At 37.5% G+C, this 19,180-nt stretch carries 22 protein-coding genes; 9 read left to right on the forward strand and 13 right to left on the reverse strand.

Annotated features, from left to right (window positions below; translation table 11 throughout):
- The first annotated feature begins 31 nt into the window (after positions 1-31).
- Positions 32-586 (forward strand): LemA family protein, encoded by a 555-nt coding sequence (locus tag EV200_RS08450; protein ID WP_132531090.1) that lies wholly within the window; start codon positions 32-34, stop codon positions 584-586.
- Entirely contained in the window at positions 586-1,542 is a 957-nt protein-coding gene (locus tag EV200_RS08455; protein ID WP_132531092.1) for a DUF3137 domain-containing protein, read from the forward strand. The genes EV200_RS08450 and EV200_RS08455 overlap by 1 nt, the downstream gene beginning before the upstream one ends.
- Here EV200_RS08455 and EV200_RS08460 read toward each other — a convergent pair whose 3' ends face one another.
- The 8 genes from EV200_RS08460 to gltX form a co-directional block, all read right to left on the reverse strand.
- A complete protein-coding gene (locus EV200_RS08460; protein WP_132531094.1) occupies positions 1,543-1,908 on the reverse strand; it encodes a response regulator in 366 nt (121 codons plus the stop codon).
- A gap of 29 nt (positions 1,909-1,937) precedes the next feature.
- The gene (locus EV200_RS08465) at positions 1,938-2,525 is read right to left on the reverse strand and encodes a chemotaxis protein CheB (RefSeq protein WP_132531096.1); all 588 of its coding nucleotides are present in this window, start codon (positions 2,523-2,525) and stop codon (positions 1,938-1,940) included.
- Positions 2,510-3,292 carry a CheR family methyltransferase gene (locus EV200_RS08470; protein ID WP_165877912.1) on the reverse strand — a complete coding sequence of 261 codons (783 nt, stop codon included), beginning with the start codon at positions 3,290-3,292 and terminating at the stop codon, positions 2,510-2,512. The genes EV200_RS08465 and EV200_RS08470 overlap by 16 nt, the downstream gene beginning before the upstream one ends.
- A gap of 37 nt (positions 3,293-3,329) precedes the next feature.
- On the reverse strand, positions 3,330-3,701 hold the full coding sequence (locus EV200_RS08475) for a response regulator (protein ID WP_132531100.1): 372 nt from the start codon (positions 3,699-3,701) through the stop codon (positions 3,330-3,332).
- A gap of 14 nt (positions 3,702-3,715) precedes the next feature.
- A complete protein-coding gene (locus EV200_RS08480; RefSeq protein WP_132531102.1) occupies positions 3,716-7,303 on the reverse strand; it encodes a response regulator in 3,588 nt (1,195 codons plus the stop codon).
- A gap of 18 nt (positions 7,304-7,321) precedes the next feature.
- Positions 7,322-8,455, reverse strand: coding sequence for a sensor histidine kinase (locus EV200_RS08485; RefSeq protein ID WP_132531104.1), 1,134 nt, complete (start codon positions 8,453-8,455; stop codon positions 7,322-7,324).
- A 97-nt stretch (positions 8,456-8,552) separates the two neighbouring features.
- Positions 8,553-9,395, reverse strand: coding sequence for a KPN_02809 family neutral zinc metallopeptidase (gene ypfJ / locus EV200_RS08490; RefSeq protein WP_132531106.1), 843 nt, complete (start codon positions 9,393-9,395; stop codon positions 8,553-8,555).
- A gap of 151 nt (positions 9,396-9,546) precedes the next feature.
- Positions 9,547-11,055, reverse strand: a complete 1,509-nt coding sequence (gene gltX, locus EV200_RS08495; protein ID WP_132531108.1) for a glutamate--tRNA ligase — start codon at positions 11,053-11,055, stop codon at positions 9,547-9,549.
- Between the two features lie 224 nt (positions 11,056-11,279).
- On the opposite strand from gltX, the gene EV200_RS08500 reads away from it, so the two are divergent.
- From EV200_RS08500 to EV200_RS08510, 3 genes are read left to right on the forward strand one after another with little or no spacing between them, the layout of a single operon-like run.
- The gene (locus EV200_RS08500; protein WP_132531110.1) at positions 11,280-12,485 is read left to right on the forward strand and encodes a sensor histidine kinase; all 1,206 of its coding nucleotides are present in this window, start codon (positions 11,280-11,282) and stop codon (positions 12,483-12,485) included.
- The gene (locus EV200_RS08505) at positions 12,466-12,975 is read left to right on the forward strand and encodes a DinB family protein (RefSeq protein ID WP_132531112.1); all 510 of its coding nucleotides are present in this window, start codon (positions 12,466-12,468) and stop codon (positions 12,973-12,975) included. The genes EV200_RS08500 and EV200_RS08505 overlap by 20 nt, the downstream gene beginning before the upstream one ends.
- Positions 12,965-13,387: a hotdog fold thioesterase gene (locus EV200_RS08510; RefSeq protein WP_029281726.1), complete on the forward strand. Its 423-nt coding sequence runs from the start codon at positions 12,965-12,967 to the stop codon at positions 13,385-13,387. Before EV200_RS08505 ends, EV200_RS08510 begins: the two co-directional genes overlap by 11 nt.
- 47 nt (positions 13,388-13,434) lie before the next feature.
- On the opposite strand, the gene EV200_RS08515 is transcribed toward EV200_RS08510, so the two are convergent.
- Entirely contained in the window at positions 13,435-13,800 is a 366-nt protein-coding gene (locus EV200_RS08515; protein ID WP_132531114.1) for a DUF6249 domain-containing protein, read from the reverse strand.
- Between the two features lie 122 nt (positions 13,801-13,922).
- Here EV200_RS08515 and EV200_RS08520 point away from each other — a divergent pair, with 122 nt between their 5' ends.
- The 4 genes from EV200_RS08520 to EV200_RS08535 all read left to right on the forward strand — a co-directional run bounded on the left by EV200_RS08520 (position 13,923) and on the right by EV200_RS08535 (position 16,311).
- Positions 13,923-14,486: a Crp/Fnr family transcriptional regulator gene (locus EV200_RS08520; protein ID WP_132531116.1), complete on the forward strand. Its 564-nt coding sequence runs from the start codon at positions 13,923-13,925 to the stop codon at positions 14,484-14,486.
- 68 nt (positions 14,487-14,554) lie between these two features.
- Positions 14,555-14,875 carry a DMT family transporter gene (locus tag EV200_RS08525; RefSeq protein ID WP_132531118.1) on the forward strand — a complete coding sequence of 107 codons (321 nt, stop codon included), beginning with the start codon at positions 14,555-14,557 and terminating at the stop codon, positions 14,873-14,875.
- A 366-nt stretch (positions 14,876-15,241) separates the two neighbouring features.
- Positions 15,242-15,823: an RNA polymerase sigma factor gene (locus EV200_RS08530; protein WP_132531120.1), complete on the forward strand. Its 582-nt coding sequence runs from the start codon at positions 15,242-15,244 to the stop codon at positions 15,821-15,823.
- Positions 15,820-16,311 carry an anti-sigma factor family protein gene (locus tag EV200_RS08535; RefSeq protein ID WP_132531122.1) on the forward strand — a complete coding sequence of 164 codons (492 nt, stop codon included), beginning with the start codon at positions 15,820-15,822 and terminating at the stop codon, positions 16,309-16,311. The genes EV200_RS08530 and EV200_RS08535 overlap by 4 nt, the downstream gene beginning before the upstream one ends.
- A gap of 83 nt (positions 16,312-16,394) precedes the next feature.
- On the opposite strand, the gene EV200_RS08540 is transcribed toward EV200_RS08535, so the two are convergent.
- The 4 genes from EV200_RS08540 to EV200_RS08555 all read right to left on the reverse strand — a co-directional run bounded on the left by EV200_RS08540 (position 16,395) and on the right by EV200_RS08555 (position 19,135).
- Entirely contained in the window at positions 16,395-16,922 is a 528-nt protein-coding gene (locus tag EV200_RS08540; RefSeq protein WP_132531124.1) for an RBBP9/YdeN family alpha/beta hydrolase, read from the reverse strand.
- Positions 16,923-17,031: 109 nt separating this feature from the next.
- The gene (locus tag EV200_RS08545) at positions 17,032-17,223 is read right to left on the reverse strand and encodes a cold-shock protein (protein WP_025141747.1); all 192 of its coding nucleotides are present in this window, start codon (positions 17,221-17,223) and stop codon (positions 17,032-17,034) included.
- Positions 17,224-17,327: 104 nt separating this feature from the next.
- On the reverse strand, positions 17,328-18,254 hold the full coding sequence (locus tag EV200_RS08550; RefSeq protein WP_132531126.1) for a hypothetical protein: 927 nt from the start codon (positions 18,252-18,254) through the stop codon (positions 17,328-17,330).
- A 14-nt stretch (positions 18,255-18,268) separates the two neighbouring features.
- Positions 18,269-19,135 carry a phosphodiester glycosidase family protein gene (locus EV200_RS08555; RefSeq protein WP_132531128.1) on the reverse strand — a complete coding sequence of 289 codons (867 nt, stop codon included), beginning with the start codon at positions 19,133-19,135 and terminating at the stop codon, positions 18,269-18,271.
- Positions 19,136-19,180 lie beyond the last annotated feature (45 nt).

Here is a 19,180-nt window from a genome sequence, read left to right on the forward strand (position 1 = left end):
TATTTAAAATCTAAACCAAAAAACGATAACCATGATCATTGTAATTATTCTCATTGTACTCTTACTTTTTGGCTTTTTCTTTTACAACAACATCATTGGAAAGAAAAATCAGGTAACCAATGCTTTTTCTGCTATTGATGTGATGCTAAAAAAACGTTTCGACCTGATTCCAAATCTGGTTGAAGTAGTAAAACAATATACCACTTACGAGCAGGGTACTTTAAGTAAAATTGTCGAATTAAGAGCAAAAGCTACCTCAGGCAATATTTCCGGAGCTGAAAAAGCCTCGATAGATGCAGAATTAAGCAGCAGTATGAAAGGCTTAATGGTTAATGTAGAAAATTATCCTGATTTAAAGGCAAATACCAACTTCATTAACCTTCAAAGCACCTGGACAGAGAGTGAAGAACAAATTGCCGCAGCCAGAAGAACATATAATGCAGCCGTTACGGATTATAACAATTCAATTATGATGTTTCCTGGAAATTTATTTGCAGGCTTGTTTAACTTCTACCCGGTTACCGTACTAACCACCCCTGAAGAGGAACGAAAAAACATCAATGCTAAAGAACTTTTTAATCGTTAATGCAAAACTATTTAAATGACAACGTGGCTTTGCAAAACACCATAGCCACCATGGAAGTAGAGCGAAAGAAGGTTGCCGCCGAGCAAACTAAAGGCTTTACTTTTATTGGAATAGGTGTTGGCGTTGCCATTATTGGCCTTTTATTTGGATTGCTTTTCTGGGCTGTGCTTGCAGGCCTGATTCCGGTGGTGTATGGCGGTATTATTTTATATCGAATAAATGATGCCTTGAAAGCTTACCAACAAGCTTATAAACAAAACATCATTGGTGAGGCATTAAAATTTTTAGACCCAAGTTTAACCATAAGCCCAAAAGAAGGTATCTCATCTGATGAATTTAGATATACTCAGCTTTTTAATAAATCTATTGATCGGTATAAAACAGAAGACCTTGTTAGTGGTAAAGCAGATAAGACAAGTTTTTACTTTGCAGAGGTTCACGCAGAACATAAAACAGAAAGGCAAACTAATAAAGGAACCGAAACCAGCTGGAGTGATATTTTTAAAGGCATTATTTTCGTAGCCGATTTTAATAAACACTTAAGCAGCGTTACTATTGTGAAGCCAAAAGATCTTGGAAATGCTATTGGTTCCTGGTTTTCCAAAAATGTTTTTTCTTTCAGTGATCGGGATGTGATACAGTTGGAAAATCCTGATTTTAGTCGTGCCTTTGTTACTTATGGTAGTAATCAGATCGAGTCCCGGTACATCTTAACTCCTTCCATGATGGAGCGAATATTGTACCTGAATGCCAATTCAGAAGCAACCATCTCCTTATCTTTTATAGAGTCAAGAATGTATATTGCTTTTCCTTTGGATAGGAATTGCTTTGACGCCCCAATTTTTGAATCCTTACTTAATCCCGCTACGCTCAATACAGACATCAACACCATTCGTTTTATGTATGATATTGTGAAGGAACTTGATTTAAATACCAGAATTTGGGGGAAGGCGTAATTAGCTTAAGTGTTTTTTAACGATGTCTTCCAATGCTGCAATATCAAAAGGTTTTGATAAATAGCTATCCGCACCAGCTTCATCTGCAAGTGAAGAAATATCATTATTAGCAGAAAAATAAATTACAGGAATGTGTTTTAAATCAGGGTTGCTTTTAATGGCTCTTGTTGCCTGTATACCTCCTAAATCTGGTAGCCAGTTATCCATAAAAATGAGATCTGGCATAAAAGCCGATACTTGTGTCTCTATATCATTTGCACTTTCAGATGTTTTGATTTCATATCCTGCATCTTCTAAAATGAATGTACACAGATCCAGTATATCCCTGTTATCATCAAAAACAAATACTTTTTTCGTATCAGCCATAAGTCTTTTTCCTGAGGCAAATTTAACTACTATTTATGAATTAATCCGTTAATATAGCCTGCCATTTTATAGCTATCTAAAATAATGTGGGGTTTTACCTCATTTACAGCTTGCTGCGGCATGTAGGCCATACTTGCCGTTTCAGGATTTTGTATAAGCACTAAACCGTCATACTTGTTTACCGTTTTTAAACCTTCAACCCCATCTGCATTTGATCCTGACAATAAAATGCAGACCAATTCATTTTTAAAAATCTCTGCCGCAGATTGAAAAGTCACATCGATTGATGGACGCGAATAGTTTACCTTTTCTGAATAATCAAGTGAAATGGTATGATCATTCTCTACCAGCAAATGATAATCAGCCGGAGCAATATAAACATAACCGGGCAATAATTTTTCCTTTTCTTCGGCTTCTCTTACTGTCAAACTGGTCCGGTTTTTTAATAATTCTGTGAGGAGAGAATCATTACCGGCTTTACGATGGGTAACTAAAATAATTGGGAAGTTAATGTTCACGCTTAAGCTTGGGAAAATTTCCAGCAGTACATCCAAACTCCCTGCAGAGCCTCCAATAACCAAGGCGCTACATTTGCCCTGAGTTAAAGTTTCCGCCATATCTTTTCATTTCTTATGCGCTTGTAATCTTTTGCATTTGCCCAAAAATCAAGGCTTTCTTTACTTCCCAATGCCAGGTAACCTAATTTTTCGAGACTGTTATCAAACAAATTAAAAACCTTATGTTGCAAATCCTTATCGAAATAGATCAATACATTTCTACATAAAATGAGTTGAAACTCATTGAACGAATGATCTGAAACCAGATTATGCGTAGAGAAAATCATTTTACTATTTAAAGATTCATCGAATTTAACGAGTGAATAATTTGCAGTATAATAGGATGAGAAATCTTTCACTCCGCCAGATTGAACATAGTTTTCAGAATATCCCTTAAGATAATTTAAAGGAAACATACCTTTTTTTGCCTTCTCCAAAACTGATGGATTAATATCGGTGGCATAAATAAGTGATTTATTAAGCAGGTTAAGTTCCTTTAATAAAATGGCTAAAGAATAAGCTTCTTCTCCGGTAGAACAGCCTGCTACCCAAATCCGGATGAAGGGATAAGTACCTAAAACCGGCAATACATCATTTCTAAGCGATTTATAGAAAGTAGGGTCACGAAACATTTCGGTAACGTTCACTGTGATTTCTTCTAAAAATCTTTTAAAATATTGTTTATCTGTTTTTATAGCATACCTGAATTCTGCAAAACTCACAAAACTATCCAGCGAGTATAAACGGGTAATCCGTCTTTTAATTGATGCGTGAGAATATTCCAGGAAATCATATCCATGAGCTTCTAATACATCATTCAGCAGCATTTCTACCTGTTCATTATCTATCGCGTCGATTATCACCTTATTTCGTTACTTCTTCAATCTGTTCTAATAATTCATCTACATTAATCGGCTTTGAAACATAACCAGCAGCTCCTGCACTTAAACAACGTTCTTTATCGCCCACCATTGCCTGTGCGGTAACTGCAAGTACGGGTATATTCTGCATTTTCAGCGATTTCTTCATCGTAGCCATGGCTTGATAACCGTCCATCTCGGGCATCATCATATCCATTAACACTACAGAAATATCTGCTCTTTCTTCTATGATGGAAAAACCATCTTTTGCACTAATTGCCGATAAGCATTCATAACCTTTGGCCTTTAAAACAGCTTTTAAGGCAAAAATGTTTCGATTGTCATCATCAATTATCAGAATTACTTTTTGAGGCATATGAGGTAAACGTACTAAGATTTATAATGATTTTCGTATAGCCATACGCGTAAAAGTGAAACCAGTTGATCCATATCTACGGGTTTACTAATGTAATCTGAAGCGCCCGCAGCGATGCACTTTTCGCGATCACCCATCATGGCTTTTGCAGTTACAGCCAAGATAGGCAGATTTCTATATTTCAGATTTTGTCTAATCGCCGTAGTGGTTTCGTAACCGTCCAACTCAGGCATCATCATATCCATTAGAACCACATCAATATTTGAATTCTCCTCCAATAACTTCAAAGCTTCCTTACCATCTATGGCAGCCAGCACCTTCATTTGATGTTGCTCTAAAATTTTTGTCAGGGAGAAAATATTTCTGACATCATCATCAGCGACCAGCACTGTTTTTCCCTTTAATACGTCCTGTAGCTCAGAAAATTTTTGAGGTACTTTTGTTTTTTCTTTACTTTTTTCTTCTATCAGATGAAGGAATAAGCCTGCTTCATCCAATATTCTCTGATAGGAATGAGCCGTTTTAACCACTATCGAATCAGCATATTGCTTGATTCTGTTTTCTTCACCCTTTGATAAATTCTTGCCGGTAAAAATAATAATCGGAAGGTTTTCCAAACCTGGTGTTTTCTTTACCACTTCGAGTGTTTCGTAAGCATGTTTATCCGGAATACCCATATCAAGAATAACACAGTTTACTTCTGGCTTATGCAAGGCTGAAACACTTTCTCCCACTTGATTAACGATTTCGGTTTGAATGTCGAAATTACTTAAGAAATAGCTCAGCGCTTTAGCATGCTGTTCATTTTCCTCCACAATTAAAACTTTTTTAGGGTGGCGACTCAGGGCGTGCTCCAGTTTTGTAAAGATTTCCTGCATGTGCTCAAAAGCAAAAGGCTTATTGATAAAATCTACCGCACCTTTTAGCAAGCTTTCTTTTTTTACCTGAAGGGACGACATAATGTGAACAGGAATCGGACGTGTTTCTGGGTCAGATTTTAATTCTTCCATCACCTGCCAGCCGTCTTTTATAGGCAATTGAATATCCAGTAATATCGCTATAGGCTTATAGGCCTTCGCCATTTCAATACCCACATCTCCACGCACGGCAACCAGCCCTTTGTAATTTCTTTTTCGGGTAAAATCAAGCAGCATTTTAGCAAAAGGTGTATCATCCTCTACAATCAAAATCACTTTATCACCTGCTATAATGCTATCTCGGTCATCTTCAATTTCCTGAGGAATGTTATTTACCGTTAAGTAGTTCACCTTTGAAACAGGAGCTTCTACTGGTGGAGTATAGGGTCTTTCAATTGCTGGAACAGTCCCTTCAAAGCCTTTATTTTTATCTATAGGCAATGTTAAAGTAAATACACTGCCTTCATTTTCTTTACTTTTTAAATCGATAAAACCACCTAAAAGCTTGGCGAGTTCTCTACTGATGGACAAGCCTAAACCTGTACCACCAAATTTGCGGCGGGTAGATCCATCAGCTTGTTGAAAAGCCTCAAAAACCATAGCTTGCTTATCTTGCGGAATACCAACACCAGTATCAGACACTTCAAAAATTAAGGCATTTAGTTTTTCATTCTTGGTGATGTTAAATTTTACAGAACCAGTTGAAGTAAATTTAATCGCGTTTGAAAGTAAATTTTTGATAATCTGCTCCAGGCGCATTTTATCCGTATGAAAATATTCAGGAACATCTTCAGCATTACTGATCACCAATTCAAGAGATTTTTCTTTTGCCAATGGATTAAATAATGACCGCATATTTAAAGCAACATCACTCACTTTAACATTGGTTCGGTCAAGCTCCATTTTGCCCGCCTCAATTTTAGATAAATCAAGAATTTCATCAATCAAACTCAATAAACCCTGTCCTGAACTCTGAATCACTTCGGCATATTCCTGGTGTTCTTTATCCATTTCCTCATTTTCTGCCATTAACCTAGACAATAGTAAAATGGAGTTTAGTGGTGTGCGCAACTCATGCGACATGTTGGCTAAAAATTCTGATTTATACCGGGTGCTTAATTCCAGCGCCTCAGCTTTTTGCTGTATTTCTGCATTTCTTACCTCAATCAGTTCGTTTTTCTCTTCAAGCAAACTGCTTCTCTCCTCGAGTTCCTGATTGCTTTGCAACAATTCTTCCTGCTGAACACGCAGTTCTTCTTCTGAAGCCTGTAATTTTTGAGCTTGCGCTTCAAGTTCAGCATTCATGCCTTCCAGCTCATTGTGCTGTACCTGTAACTCTTCAGATTGTGCCTGGGTTTCTTCTAATAATTGTTGTAGTTTTTGCCTGTTTTGTGCACCTAACAGGGCTGATCCAATATCTGATAAAATTGAGTTTAAGAAATGTAATTGTAAATCAGAAAGGGGCTTAACTGTACCAAGCTCCAAACCTCCGATAGAAATTCCGTTTCGGATAATTGGCAAAACAATCAGCTGTGCTGGCTTTATATTTCCTGTTGCATGGGTAATGGTTAATTCGCTTTGCGGAACATCATCTATAATAATTGCTTTGCCAGACTTTACTGCCTGACCAATTAAGCCTTGCCCCAATTCAATAACAGGCAAAAGATTTTGTCCCTCTAAAGCATATTTACCTTTTAAGTGCAAATATCCATCATCCTTAAATAAATAAACAGCTCCAATCTGGCTTTTAGTATAGGTAACTAAAAACTCAATGATATCATCTGCCAGGTGAAAAACATCTTTCTCACCAACCATTTTCACATTCAGATTGGCAACTCCCGTTTGTAACCATTCGTTTTCTGCGAGGGTATCAAAAGATTTTTTTAGTGATAACGACATCGCATTTAATGACCCTGAAAGTTCACCGATGTCATCACGTGATTGAGCATCCAGTAAAACGCCGTAATTACCTCCTGAGATCTGATGTGCAATCTCTTTAATGGCGATAATACGTTTTTCCATTTCATTTTTCTTGTCTTCAATTTCTTGCTGAAGCTTAACCCGCTCATCAAAATCAACTGATACTTTTCTGTAAAAAAACAATGTAATGAGTATGGCCAAAAAAGCAGCCACCATAATAAGAACAGGCGTATAAGCCGTTAACTTATTAAGCTCTTCTGTGCGTTCATTCAGTAACCGCCTCTCTTCTCTCACCATTTTATTAACTGCAGAACGGGCTTGATCCATATAGATTTTGCCTTGAAGAAGAACGGTTGGATCTATTTTTCCACCCAGAGATTTAATTTCTATGGTAGAGGTAATAATGCTCAAACGTTTAACCAGTATCTCTTTCAGTTCGGTAATGGTTTTCTGCTGCGCAGGATTATCGATGGTAGCACGGGCAATAGTATCGATGGTTCTAACAGCCAGATCACGGGCACCGTTGTAAGGCTCCAGAAATACTTTATTACCGGTAAGCAGGTAACCTCTTTGCCCGGTTTCTGCATCTTTAAGGGTGGAGATAACACCTTCCAGATTCAGGATAACCTGATCACTATGCTTTACAAGTTCGGTGCTCTTGATGAGGTTACGAATACTGACATATGAAGCAAGTGAGCTGATAAAAAGAATAATAAGCGACAGGCCTAAGCCTAAACGTAGATTATTTTTCAGAGTGGTTTTCATTAATATATTTTAGAGATCTTAGATTTGATTGTTGGCCGCAAGTTCTTCGGTGATGGGGATGATGAAATAAAATTCGGAGCCTTCATCCGGCACGCTATTCACGCCAATTTTGCCACCGTGCCTGCTTATAATTTCCGAACAAATATATAAACCAATACCTAAGCCATTGAAACGGTTACTGTGTTCTTCTACCCGATAAAATTTGTCGAATATTTTAGATTGCTGTTCTTCGGAAATTCCTATCCCAAAATCTTTTACAGCCAGGTAGAGCTTGCCATCCTTGATATTTAAGGTAACATTTACCTGATTGGTTCCTGGGGCATATTTAATGGCATTGGTAATAAAATTAATTACAACTTGTTCCAGTCGCATTTCATCACCATAAATATTTTCATTGGTTTTTCCGAGTTTGTTAATGGTGAAACCTGGGTTAGATTGCTGCAGCATTTCGATGGCATTACTCACCATATTATCAGCACAAAAATACTGCATGTTAAACTTCATTTTACCACTTTCAATCTTCGATATGTCGAGTAAATCAACGATCAACTCATTTAACTTCTCTAGTTGAACACTTGCCTTTGCCAGATGACTTTGGGCCATGGTTTTATCATCCTTATTTAAACTGCGTTGCAGCAATTGAATGTAACCCTTTACGCTGGTTAAAGGTGTTTTAAGCTCATGGCTAGCAATACTGATAAATTCGTCTTTTTTATTTTCTGCCTGTTTACGAAACTCTATTTCCTCAAGAAGTTTTTCCTGTACCTCATTAAGCTTTCTGCTTTGCTCATAGATGCGGTAAAATGTTTTGATTTTAAGCAGCAGTACATTAATATCAACAGGTTTGGTGATATAATCTAATCCCCCACTTAAATAGCCCTTAGTAATAAATTTAAGTTCGGTATTAACAGCTGAAAGGAAAATGATGGCCGTATCTTTTGCTTTGCTGAAACCAGAAATGGCTTCTGCAACCTCAAAACCATCCATATCCGGCATCTGCACATCCAGGATAATCAGGACGTAGTTATTTTTTAAAACTTTTTTTAGTGCATCTTCCCCTGATGATGCGGTATCAACCTCAAAATTATGTGCCTGGAGTACTTTTTGTAACGAAATCAGGTTTTCAGGCCTGTCATCAACGATAAGGATCATTTTATATTATACAAATGAATAATGTGTTTGGTTCAGATACAAAATCTTAATGTAAAATGTATACGAACAATTAGAGGCCAAGAAATGTTTTACTTATTTATAAATTATTTGAATTGAATGTATCGCCTTGTTTTATATCTCCTGTTTCAAAACCTTTTTTAAACCAGAACATACGTTGTGCTGAAGTACCATGCGTAAAAGAATCTGGCTGTACATCCCCTGTAGACTGTTTTTGTAACTTATCATCGCCAATAGCGTTTGCTGCAGTTAGGGCTTCCTCAATGTCTCCTTCATCTAGTTTAAAATCTTTTAAATTCTGAGCATGATGTGCCCAAAGTCCGGCAAAAAAATCAGCTTGCAATTCTAATTTTACAGATAACTTATTATATTCTATTTCACTTACCTTACCACGGGCCTGATCCAGCTTTTCGGAAATTCCCAATAAGTTCTGAACGTGATGACCAACTTCATGTGCGATCACATAAGCTTGGGCAAAATCACCGGCGGCACCAAAACGGTTTTTTAATTCATCATAAAATGATAAGTCGATATAAACTTTATGATCGCCCGGGCAGTAAAACGGACCTACATTTGCGCTTGCATTTCCACAAGCCGTTTGAACACCTTCCCTAAACAGTCTTAATTTTGGATATTCATATTGCTTACCCATTTCCTGAAACTGTTTATCCCAAACTTGCTCAGTAGATTCGAGAACACCAGATACAAATTTTCCTTGTGCATCATCTGCCGGCACGCCTTGCTTTACTTCTTCTGTTCCTGCAGACGCGGGAATCTGACTCACAACACCTGAAAGATCCTTTCCAAAGATTAAACCAAGCACAACGATTACGATCCCTATTCCCCCACCGAGAATAGTTTTGCCACCACCTCCGCTTCTTCCATCTTCAACATTGTTACTGCCTTTACCGAACCACTGCATAATTTTATTTTTTATTTATATGAATAACCTTGTATTCACATATTTGTTACGCTAAAATAAAAAAATTTTTGGCAAAATCTTTTACTAACAAATTGGATACAAGAAGAGCCATACTGAATGAGTATAGCTCTTCTTATGTTTTGCATTAAAATTAATGATTAAAAACTTCAATTGCTTTTGAAATTCTGTTTTTTGTTTCTTCCACACCCAATAAAATGGCGATATCAAAAACACCTGGCCCAAATTTGCCACCCACCAACATAATCCGGAAAGGCAACATTAATTCGCCGGGCTTAAATCCCTTTTCTGCCGCCAAAGCTTTAAAAGCTTCTTCTGCTGAAGCTGCATCATTAAGAGATAAGGTTTCAGAAAAAGCATTAAAAAACTCGGCTTTTTCTACCGTCCATTTTGGTTTAACAGATGCCACATCGTATTCTTTCGGGCTTATAAAAAAGTATCCGCTTTGCGCTACAAAATCTGGCAGCAAATTGCAACGGTCTTTTATCAAGTCGATTATGGTATTTAAGAATTTATCATCACTCACTTCAATGCCAGCTTTTTGCAATTCAGCTCTTACGCTTGGCGCTAAACGCTCAGCACTTTGTGTTTTAATCCACTCATGATTATACCATTTGGCTTTTTCGAAATCGAACTTTGCCCCGGCTTTACTGATTCTATCGATAGAGAATTTTTCTTCTAGTTCTTTTAATGAAAATAATTCCTGATCAGTTCCGTCATTCCACCCTAACAAGGCCAGCATATTTACGAAAGCTTCAGGAAGAAATCCCATTTCTTTAAATCCATTGGTGGTGTCTCCAGTTTTAGGATCCGTCCAGTTCATGGCATACACCGGAAAACCTAAACGATCTCCATCGCGTTTGCTGAGTTTACCATGGCCATCTGGTTTTAAAATCAAAGGTAAATGTGCCCAGGCAGGCATATCACTCTCCCATCCCAAATATTTCCATAATAAAATATGTGTTGGTGCTGAAGGCAACCATTCTTCCCCACGGAAAGCATGGGTAATTTCCATGGCCTTATCATCAACCACAACAGCTAAATGATAGGTAGGCATGCCATCTGCCTTTAACAAAACCTTATCATCCACCAATGACGTTTCGAAACTGACATCGCCACGAATTAAATCGTTAAAATGCACAATTTCATTTTCAGGTACTTTGATGCGAATTACATGTGGTGTTTTAGCTGCCAACAAATCTTCTACTTCACTAATGGTCAGTGTTAAAGAGTTGCGCATTTCCATCCTTGTAGCCTGGCCATACTGAAAATTAGGAATGTCTTTCCGTTTTGCATCCAACTCTTCAGGGGTATCAAAGGCATAATAGGCATAACCATCACTAATTAATTGTTCTGCAAATTTTCTATAACTCGGTTTACGTTCGCTCTGGCGATATGGGCCGTAATTACCTGGATTTGCCGGACTCTCATCTGGTGTAATGCCACACCAGTTTAAACAGTTTACGATATATTCTTCTGCACCTTCTACAAAACGATTTTGATCGGTATCTTCCACACGCAGAACAAAAGTTCCGTTGTTTTTTCTGGCAAACAAATAATTGAATAAAGCCGTGCGAACACCGCCTAAATGCAGGCCTCCGGTTGGGCTTGGGGCAAATCTTACTCTAACTTTCTTATCCATAATTGATATGTTGAGCGATAAGCGTGTGGCGTATGGCGTGTGAAACGCTTAACGCCTGGCGCAAAACGCAAGACGGCACAAAGATATGTTTTTCATTCATTTTACCTTGTTTTCATCTACGATGAATCTATTATGCTTTTATAATGATTGCCTCATCGTTTTTGAAAAAGCATAATGGTTTTCTGTTTTTCTCGTTTTGTTATTGTAATTTGGCTACCCAAAGCATGAATCCTTATCAAAAGAAACGCCGCTGGAAGTTTTTCCTTCTCATATTCGCAATCCTAATTGGCATTGCATCAGTGTTTTACACCGATTCTTTTGTGAAAAAGATGGAACGTGAGGAGGCGAATCAATTTCAACTTTGGGTAAAGGTTCAGGAAAGATCCATGTTATTAATGGATAATGACAACTTTCGTGAGGTAGTAGAGAGTGTTAGAAAAAACACCAAAACACCTGTTATTGTGGTCGACTCTTCTCAAAATATCACTACTTATTTTGGTTTAGATTCTACCAAAACAAATTACGAAACGGATACAACTCTCACCTATGACAGTTTATATTTCGTTCATCAGTTACGGCAAATGAGTAGCCAGCACAGGCCATTAACCATGAATATTCTGGGTAGTAGTTATCAAGCATATTATAAAGACTCATTCATACTTACACAGCTCCGCTATTTCCCTTATATCCAAATGGCGGTTATTTTTCTTTTCCTTCTTACTGCTTATGCCGCATTCAGCTCGGCAAGACGGGATGAACAAGATCACGTTTGGGTAGGTCTGGCTAAAGAAACCGCGCATCAGTTGGGCACTCCCATATCATCCCTAATGGCATGGACCGAACTCATGAAATCGAAGTTTGATGCTGAAGATGATCCATTAATTGCTGAAATGGAAAACGACATTAAACGCCTTGAAATTATTGCCGACCGTTTTTCTAAGATTGGCTCCAAACCCATCTTGGAAGACCATACAGTATACATTGTCGTTAGTGATTTTATCAGGTACTTCAAAGTTAGAACATCGGATAAGGTTAAGTTTAGTATTTCTGGCGATGAACAGGTTCGGGCCTTGTTAAATATTCCTTTATTTGACTGGGTGATAGAAAACCTGCTTAAAAACGCGGCTAATGCGATTGAAAATGAAGGATCTATCTCCATCAACATCATCGAAAATTTAGCGAAAGAACAGGTTTTTATCGATGTGACCGATACCGGAAAAGGGATACCACGATCTAAGTTCGATGCCGTGTTCCAGCCTGGATACACCACCAGAAAGCGTGGCTGGGGATTAGGTCTTTCACTAACTAAAAGAATTGTAGAGAATTACCACAGTGGAGAAATCTTTGTTAAAGACTCTGAAGTGGGCAAAGGAACGACTTTTAGAATAATATTAAAAAGCAGCTTAAGATATGAACCGACCACAGCCTAACGAATACCCGATCTGGGCCGAAACTTACATCCACAAAGTTAACCAGAATATTTTTGAATTACTGGAAGAACAGGCGATTAGCATTCCGGCTTTATTTAGAAGAAATAAGGAAAAGGAAAACTATGCTTATGCTGAAAATAAGTGGACAGTGAAGGAAATGCTTGGCCACATCATTGATTGCGAACGTATTTTTGCATTCCGCATTACCTGTTTTTCCAGAAATGAAAAGCAGCCTTTGCCAGGATTTGATGAAAACGATTATGTTGCTAATGCCCGCTTTAGCGAGCGCAATTATGAAGACCTTATCGAAGAATTTGCAACACTACGAAAAGCTAATATTTACTTGTTCAGAAGTTTAAACGATGAGGAAATCCATCGGGCTGGACAAGCATCAGGCCGGGAAATTAATGTGAAATCGATATTATTTGTTACGGGCGGACATATTATGCATCATGTTGAAATACTAAAAGAACGTTATCATGTGGTTTAAAGAATTTACAGTGGAGGATTTGAACAATCGTCCTAAAAATCATATTGGCGGCTTGCTCGACATTAAATTTACTGAAATTGGTGCAGATTTTATCATTGGTACTATGCCAGTTGATGAACGCACTCACCAACCTGCCGGCATTTTACATGGGGGTGCATCTGTGGTTTTAGCAGAAACTTTAGGGAGCATTGCTTCCTACATGTGTATCGACCCGGAAAAACATGTAGCAGTAGGATTAGAAGTAAACGCAAATCACCTTAGGCCTGTAAAAAGTGGGCTGGTGACCGGAATATGCAAAATTATTCATCGTGGCGCTAAAACCCACATCTGGGATATCAAACTTTATGATGATCGAGGTAAAATGAATTGCATCAGTCGTTTAACAGTTGCGATTATTAATAAACCACAATAAAAATTTGCAGATTGTATCTGGCAATCAGCAAATTTTATGTTCAGAAGTTATTTAAGAGGTGGATTGTCTATCGCTTTCTTTTCAATGATGAACGATGTGATTAATCCAAGGCCTCCAAAAATACCTAAAAAGCCAAAGTAAATGGCAACGGCCTGTCCTTCCTCCGCACGAGTGATTCCTTGACCAAAAACGTTTCTTACCGTAATCAGCGCTACTAAAAGGCCAATTCCTAAACCAACCATCAATAAACCGAACTTTAAACTTAAGTAAGGCTTTGGTGCAGATTTTGAAACACCAGGATGAATGCCACGTTCGATCATAGCCATTTTTTCTTTATTTGATAAATAGCGGATTCCAAAAACCATTGCGAATGTGCCAAGGAATATTGAAATTGGGACTAATACTGCTTCCATAATAATATTTTTTTTATATGTTAATTAAGTTTCTTTTATTTTGAACCGTGTTCTGTGTTATATGACAACACTCTTTTAAATCAGGTTACACCATTGCATAAAAAAAAATAGCTTTATAAATCTTGTATCAGCAACTAAAAAATATAGAAATATTTAAATCATTAAGTGATGATTCCCTACATGAATTTGCGAAACATGCTCAAGATATTAATTACCCAAAAGGAACGATATTAATTCGGGCAGACCGGGTAGAGCCACATTTTTATGTGCTGCAAAGTGGCATCGCCAGGGCTTATTCAGACGGCGAAAACCAGCAAATCACTTTTTGGTTTGGCGAAAGCGGCAATGTGCTCTTTTCTTTTAATAGTTACATTAACAATAAACCGGGTTACGAAAACATCGAATTATTGGAAGATTGCAGATTGATTCAAATTAAACTAGCTGATTTATTTAGTCTCTATAACGGTAACACAGAAATAGCAAACTGGGGCAGAAAAATGGCCGAACAGGAATTGATTGCTACAGAAAGACGGTTAATAGACCGATCTTTTAAAGGTGCAGCAGAGCGTTATCAGGAATTTGTAAATCAATCACCAGCACTACTTAAACGCGTTGCCTTAAAGCATATCGCTTCTTATTTAGGGGTTACTCAAGTTACATTGAGTAGAATAAGAGCAGGAAAATAATCCATTTTTTAACAAATGTAAAAGGATGCTTAAAATGTGGCTGGTACCTTTGTTAAAACACATTTAACATGAACTGGATCATTTTAATTATAGCCGGGCTTTTCGAAGTTGGCTTTACCACTTGCCTACAGTTATCTAATAATTTTACGAATATAAAGTGGACCGCAGCATTTATACTCTGCATTGGCTTGAGCTTTCTTTTGTTGAACAGAGCTACACAAACGCTTCCAATGGGAACAGCATATGCCGTATGGACTGGAATTGGGGCTGTTGGAACGGTCATCGTAGGCATTATTTATTTTAACGAGCCGGCTACTTTCTGGCGGATATTTTTTATTTGTACTTTAATTGGTTCTATTGCCGGGTTAAAGTTTTTTGCGGCTCATTAGCTTCATCTCATTTTAAATCTGCGAACCTTTCCTTCCAAATCTGCGGGAGAAAGCGTATGAAATTATCCCGCTGATTTCGGAGATTTCGCAGATCAGCTAAGCATTATCATCGCGAACAGAGAAGCCAACGACGCGTAAATGAATGTAGAAATACTTAAAATCGCACCTCTCCTAACCTAAACCCCTTTAAATCTGCGAACCTTTTCTGCCAAATCTGCGGGAGAAAAACGTGTGAAATTATCCCGCTGATTTCGGAGATTTCGCAGATTAGCTAAGCATTATCATAGCGAACAGAGAAGCCGACGACGCGTAAATAATAAAAATCCCCTGTAACCTCATCATCATTACGGTAGTCTTACAGAAAGAATGACGCAGGAAATTACAGACTTAATGCTGATCGAAAAGATATTGAACGGGCAAACCGATCAATATTCTTTATTGGTTAAACGCCATCAACGGTTTGTATTTACCCTTGCGTTACGCTTTGCAAAAAACAGAGAGGATGCAGAGGAGATTGCACAAGATTGTTTCATCAAAGCGTATAAAGCGCTTGGCACTTTTAAACAGACCTCAAAGTTTAGCACCTGGCTTTATACAATTACTTATACTACAGCCATGACCTTTTTAAGAAAAAAACGGCTGGATACGTTATCGATTAGTGATGATGAAACCTTCTTACAGTTGGAAAATCATACCTCTGCCTTTATGGCGAATGGTTATGAAAGAAAAGATAGCCATCAATTCTTAAATCAGGCAATTACACAGTTGACGCCGGATGATGCGACAATTATTACCTTATTCTATCAAGGTGAACAAAGCCTGGAAGAGATTGGTGTAACCCTACATATGGAGCCCAACACGATTAAGGTAAAGTTGCATCGGGCCAGACAAAAGTTAAAAGAAAAATTACAATATTTATTAAAGGACGAAGTAAAGGAACTGCTATGAACACGATAGATGAACAACTTTGGGATTATATAGATGGAAACCTGGATGCTGCCCAGGCAAGTATCATCAAAGAAAAAATAGATACTGATGCTGAAGTTAAAAATCAGTATGAAGAATTATTACGTTTTAACCTCACTTTTGATAAAATAGAATTGGAAGAACCCTCCATGTCATTCACCAGAAATGTAATGGAAAGTGTTGCCATAGTCCCGGCCCCTGTAGCGATGAAAACACAGGTTGATAAAAAGATTATTTATAGCATTGGTGGCTTTTTCATAATCTCCTTACTGGCATTATTTGGCTATGTACTTTATAATTCAAATCTAACTATGCCTGGTTTTGATCAGAAAATTAATTTCAACTTCAATTTAGATAAATACATCACACCTACCACGGTTTATAGCTTCTTATTTGCGGATCTGGTTATTGGATTAATTTTTCTTGATCGGTTTTTAAGGGATAAGATAGTTCAAAGTAAGAAAATTTAATGTCCCTGCAGATCAAAATGATTTATGCAGATGATATTCATCTGCGCTTTTTCTGAAATCTGCGGGAACTCAGCAAAATAAATTTACCCTAAAGTTTTTAAAATTTCCAGTCCATTTGGCCACTCGCCAAAACCTGCATCGGCATTAATATGCCCTGCATTACCAATGTTAATGAATTCGCTACCCCATTTTTCAGCAAAGAACGCAGCTCTTTTTATACTTACCCATTCATCATTTGTACTGGCGACTACAATGGTTTTAAAACTGATTTTATCCAATGGAACGTGATCAAAGCCAATAGTATCAAAGGTATATTTTGGTGCTTCTAAATCACTTGGGGCTACTAATAAAGCACCTTTAATTTTCTTTTGATAATGTTTGGCCCAATTAGCGATGGCTGTACAGCCCAAGCTATGACCGATTAAAACCACTGTAGATAAATCATAACCTGATAATGCTTCCTCTATGTTTGTAATCCAATCATTTGATGTGGGTGTTTCCCAATCCTGCTGCTCAATTCTGGTGAAATTTTCACCTGAGTTTTCGAAGTGTGTTTGCCAATGATCAGGACCTGAATTGCCCAGACCGGGAATAATAAAGTAATTCGTCATATAAATAGTAGTTATAGGCCCTTCTTTTAAACGATTAATTTTACAAAAATCGTTGGAACAAAAAAAGCCTCGATTGAGATCGAGGCTTTTTTGTAAATATGATAATAAATTAAATTACTTTCACATTAACGGCATTTAAGCCTTTTTTACCGTTAGCAACTTCGTACTGTACTTTGTCGTTTTCACGGATTTCGTCGATAAGACCTGTTGAATGAACAAAAATTTCGCTATCGCCATTAGCAGGTACGATAAAGCCAAAACCTTTAGTTACATTGAAGAATTTTACTGTGCCTTCTTGCATTGTATTAAATATTAAAATTAAGTCTGCAAGGTAAGTTTTAATTTTTAAAATCAAAATAAATTTTAACATTTTTTTAACGTTAAAATTTTGTAAACATCAGATTACTAAGGCTTTTTAATTGCCTTCCCAACAATCATAACCGTAATTTCACTATTATGTGGAATTCCAAGGGTCGTTCCGGGAATAACATTAAAAAGGTTTCTGATATAAATATCTGCTACGCCTTGCATCATTCTTTTTTTCCCTTCTACCGCATCTGGCAAAACGCCATTTACATTTACAATTCTCATTGCTCCGGTGTAATCTACAACTGCCAAACATTCATAAGCAAAATCTTTGTAGGCCCGCTGAATTTCGATCCGGTATTGAGGGAACATATAATCGTAAGCAGCTGTTCTTTTCTGTAGTTTATCTACCGTGCTAAACTTTTCTACTTTTACAATCTTGCTTTTCGGTATAAACTGAACAGGCACTCGGGCAGCAAAGGCTCCTGTTCCAGTGCGATTAACCTCGTCTGATCGTTTTTTAATAAACAGGGTATCTGCCTTTGATGGTTTCTGCAAGGCTGATGCTGTTGTTTTCAACTTATTCTTGATGTAGGTCTGCGCATAAAATGTCATGTTTACATCTGATCGAATATCATCGGCAATTACCCTTCCATCAACCTGAATCCGTTGAAAAACAAGGCTATCTTTACTGATATGCTTCACCTTAAAAAACTCTTCAGCAAAGTTGTACACGTTACCATGATCATATTGTAAATAAAATTTCTGCATTTTTTGCTTCTGCGGGCTCCAGGCCATCATGGTATCTTCTGCTGCCACCTCAATAATCCAGGAAGGTTCCTGCATAAAACCCTCCTTATTAAAAGACAGGTTATTGCTAAAGCGACGTTTTACCTCTTCGAAACGGATTCCTTTCACAGGCGCAAAGCTGAAGTCTCTTAAGGTCGCATCATTTTTTTTAGACCGCGAATTACAGGCAGATAAGATCAGTACGATGAAAAAGAGTTTTAAAATATTTTGAATCATTGGCGCTAAAATAATTATTTCTTTTTAACCAGCACCACATTGGCTACTTTACGCTGCCCTTCATGGTCCCATTTTTTATTATCTGAAGGATAATTAACCACACCATGATCTGGCATTCCATCAACCCACAATGTAGTTGAGCCACCACCATCAAAATTAATAGCATCGGTGCAACCCAGCCATTTCATCAAACTTGTTAACTCCATTAAACTCATACCCGCTGAATTTTCATTTCTCCCATCAACAGTTAACAAAATCACCCGACCATTTGGTTTGATCCCCAGGCAGGTTCGCGGATGGCGAAAACGATTGAAGGAAGTGGTATCCAATACTTCGTTTTGGTTGTTATATCTTAATAACGGACCGTTAAGCAAAACATTTTGTGGTGTTAATTTTGTTTCCCAGTCTTCAGAGCCATCCCACTTTTTAATGTCCAGTATTCCATGATTAATAACCACGGCTGCTTGCTGGTGCTTTGCCCGGTTACCATTCTTATCCAACCTATTGGTATTAATAACCTTTCCATTAAGGCGAACATAATCAACCGACCCACCATCTTTCACGTCAAAAAAATTACCGTTTATGGCAACTATTGCAGTGTCTCTTACACCAAAATCGCTGGTGGTAATTAATTCTTTCTCCTCAGCACCTAATGCAAAAACTATTTTTCTGCCTGAATTCTTGATCTCGACAAAAGAAATATTTTCATTTGATCCAAAAAGATTTTGATGGTTAAAATGATGCCTGAATAATTTTACTTGTCTGGTAATCCTGGTTTTCTGCCATTTGGTTTTAGCAACCGTTAGTGAATCTGTTTCCTGAGCTACACTATATAATCCAAAAAGCAATAAAACGATGGCAAGGGATGATTTTTTCAACATAAGATTCAATTTTCGTAAAAGTATGAATTGTGTTAAAACTCAGAT

The organism is Pedobacter psychrotolerans, from assembly GCF_004340665.1.
Lineage (GTDB): Bacteria > Bacteroidota > Bacteroidia > Sphingobacteriales > Sphingobacteriaceae > Pedobacter > Pedobacter psychrotolerans.

Excerpts from the sequence above, each read along its gene's own strand:
- EV200_RS08450 (WP_132531090.1), top strand. The coding sequence starts at position 32 with ATGATCATTGTAATTATTCTCATTGTACTCTTACTTTTTGGCTTTTTC.
- gltX (WP_132531108.1), bottom strand. The coding sequence starts at position 11,055 with ATGGATAAGAAAGTTAGAGTAAGATTTGCCCCAAGCCCAACCGGAGGC.
- ypfJ (WP_132531106.1), bottom strand. The coding sequence starts at position 9,395 with ATGCAGTGGTTCGGTAAAGGCAGTAACAATGTTGAAGATGGAAGAAGC.
- EV200_RS08460 (WP_132531094.1), bottom strand. The coding sequence starts at position 1,908 with ATGGCTGATACGAAAAAAGTATTTGTTTTTGATGATAACAGGGATATA.
- EV200_RS08485 (WP_132531104.1), bottom strand. The coding sequence starts at position 8,455 with ATGATCCTTATCGTTGATGACAGGCCTGAAAACCTGATTTCGTTACAA.
- EV200_RS08510 (WP_029281726.1), top strand. The coding sequence starts at position 12,965 with ATGTGGTTTAAAGAATTTACAGTGGAGGATTTGAACAATCGTCCTAAA.
- EV200_RS08500 (WP_132531110.1), top strand. The coding sequence starts at position 11,280 with ATGAATCCTTATCAAAAGAAACGCCGCTGGAAGTTTTTCCTTCTCATA.
- EV200_RS08475 (WP_132531100.1), bottom strand. The coding sequence starts at position 3,701 with ATGCCTCAAAAAGTAATTCTGATAATTGATGATGACAATCGAAACATT.
- EV200_RS08545 (WP_025141747.1), bottom strand. The coding sequence starts at position 17,223 with ATGCAAGAAGGCACAGTAAAATTCTTCAATGTAACTAAAGGTTTTGGC.
- EV200_RS08540 (WP_132531124.1), bottom strand. The coding sequence starts at position 16,922 with ATGACGAATTACTTTATTATTCCCGGTCTGGGCAATTCAGGTCCTGAT.
- EV200_RS08470 (WP_165877912.1), bottom strand. The coding sequence starts at position 3,292 with ATGCTGCTGAATGATGTATTAGAAGCTCATGGATATGATTTCCTGGAA.
- EV200_RS08525 (WP_132531118.1), top strand. The coding sequence starts at position 14,555 with ATGAACTGGATCATTTTAATTATAGCCGGGCTTTTCGAAGTTGGCTTT.
- EV200_RS08465 (WP_132531096.1), bottom strand. The coding sequence starts at position 2,525 with ATGGCGGAAACTTTAACTCAGGGCAAATGTAGCGCCTTGGTTATTGGA.
- EV200_RS08480 (WP_132531102.1), bottom strand. The coding sequence starts at position 7,303 with ATGAAAACCACTCTGAAAAATAATCTACGTTTAGGCTTAGGCCTGTCG.
- EV200_RS08505 (WP_132531112.1), top strand. The coding sequence starts at position 12,466 with ATGAACCGACCACAGCCTAACGAATACCCGATCTGGGCCGAAACTTAC.
- EV200_RS08530 (WP_132531120.1), top strand. The coding sequence starts at position 15,242 with ATGACGCAGGAAATTACAGACTTAATGCTGATCGAAAAGATATTGAAC.
- EV200_RS08455 (WP_132531092.1), top strand. The coding sequence starts at position 586 with ATGCAAAACTATTTAAATGACAACGTGGCTTTGCAAAACACCATAGCC.
- EV200_RS08515 (WP_132531114.1), bottom strand. The coding sequence starts at position 13,800 with ATGGAAGCAGTATTAGTCCCAATTTCAATATTCCTTGGCACATTCGCA.
- EV200_RS08550 (WP_132531126.1), bottom strand. The coding sequence starts at position 18,254 with ATGATTCAAAATATTTTAAAACTCTTTTTCATCGTACTGATCTTATCT.
- EV200_RS08555 (WP_132531128.1), bottom strand. The coding sequence starts at position 19,135 with ATGTTGAAAAAATCATCCCTTGCCATCGTTTTATTGCTTTTTGGATTA.
- EV200_RS08535 (WP_132531122.1), top strand. The coding sequence starts at position 15,820 with ATGAACACGATAGATGAACAACTTTGGGATTATATAGATGGAAACCTG.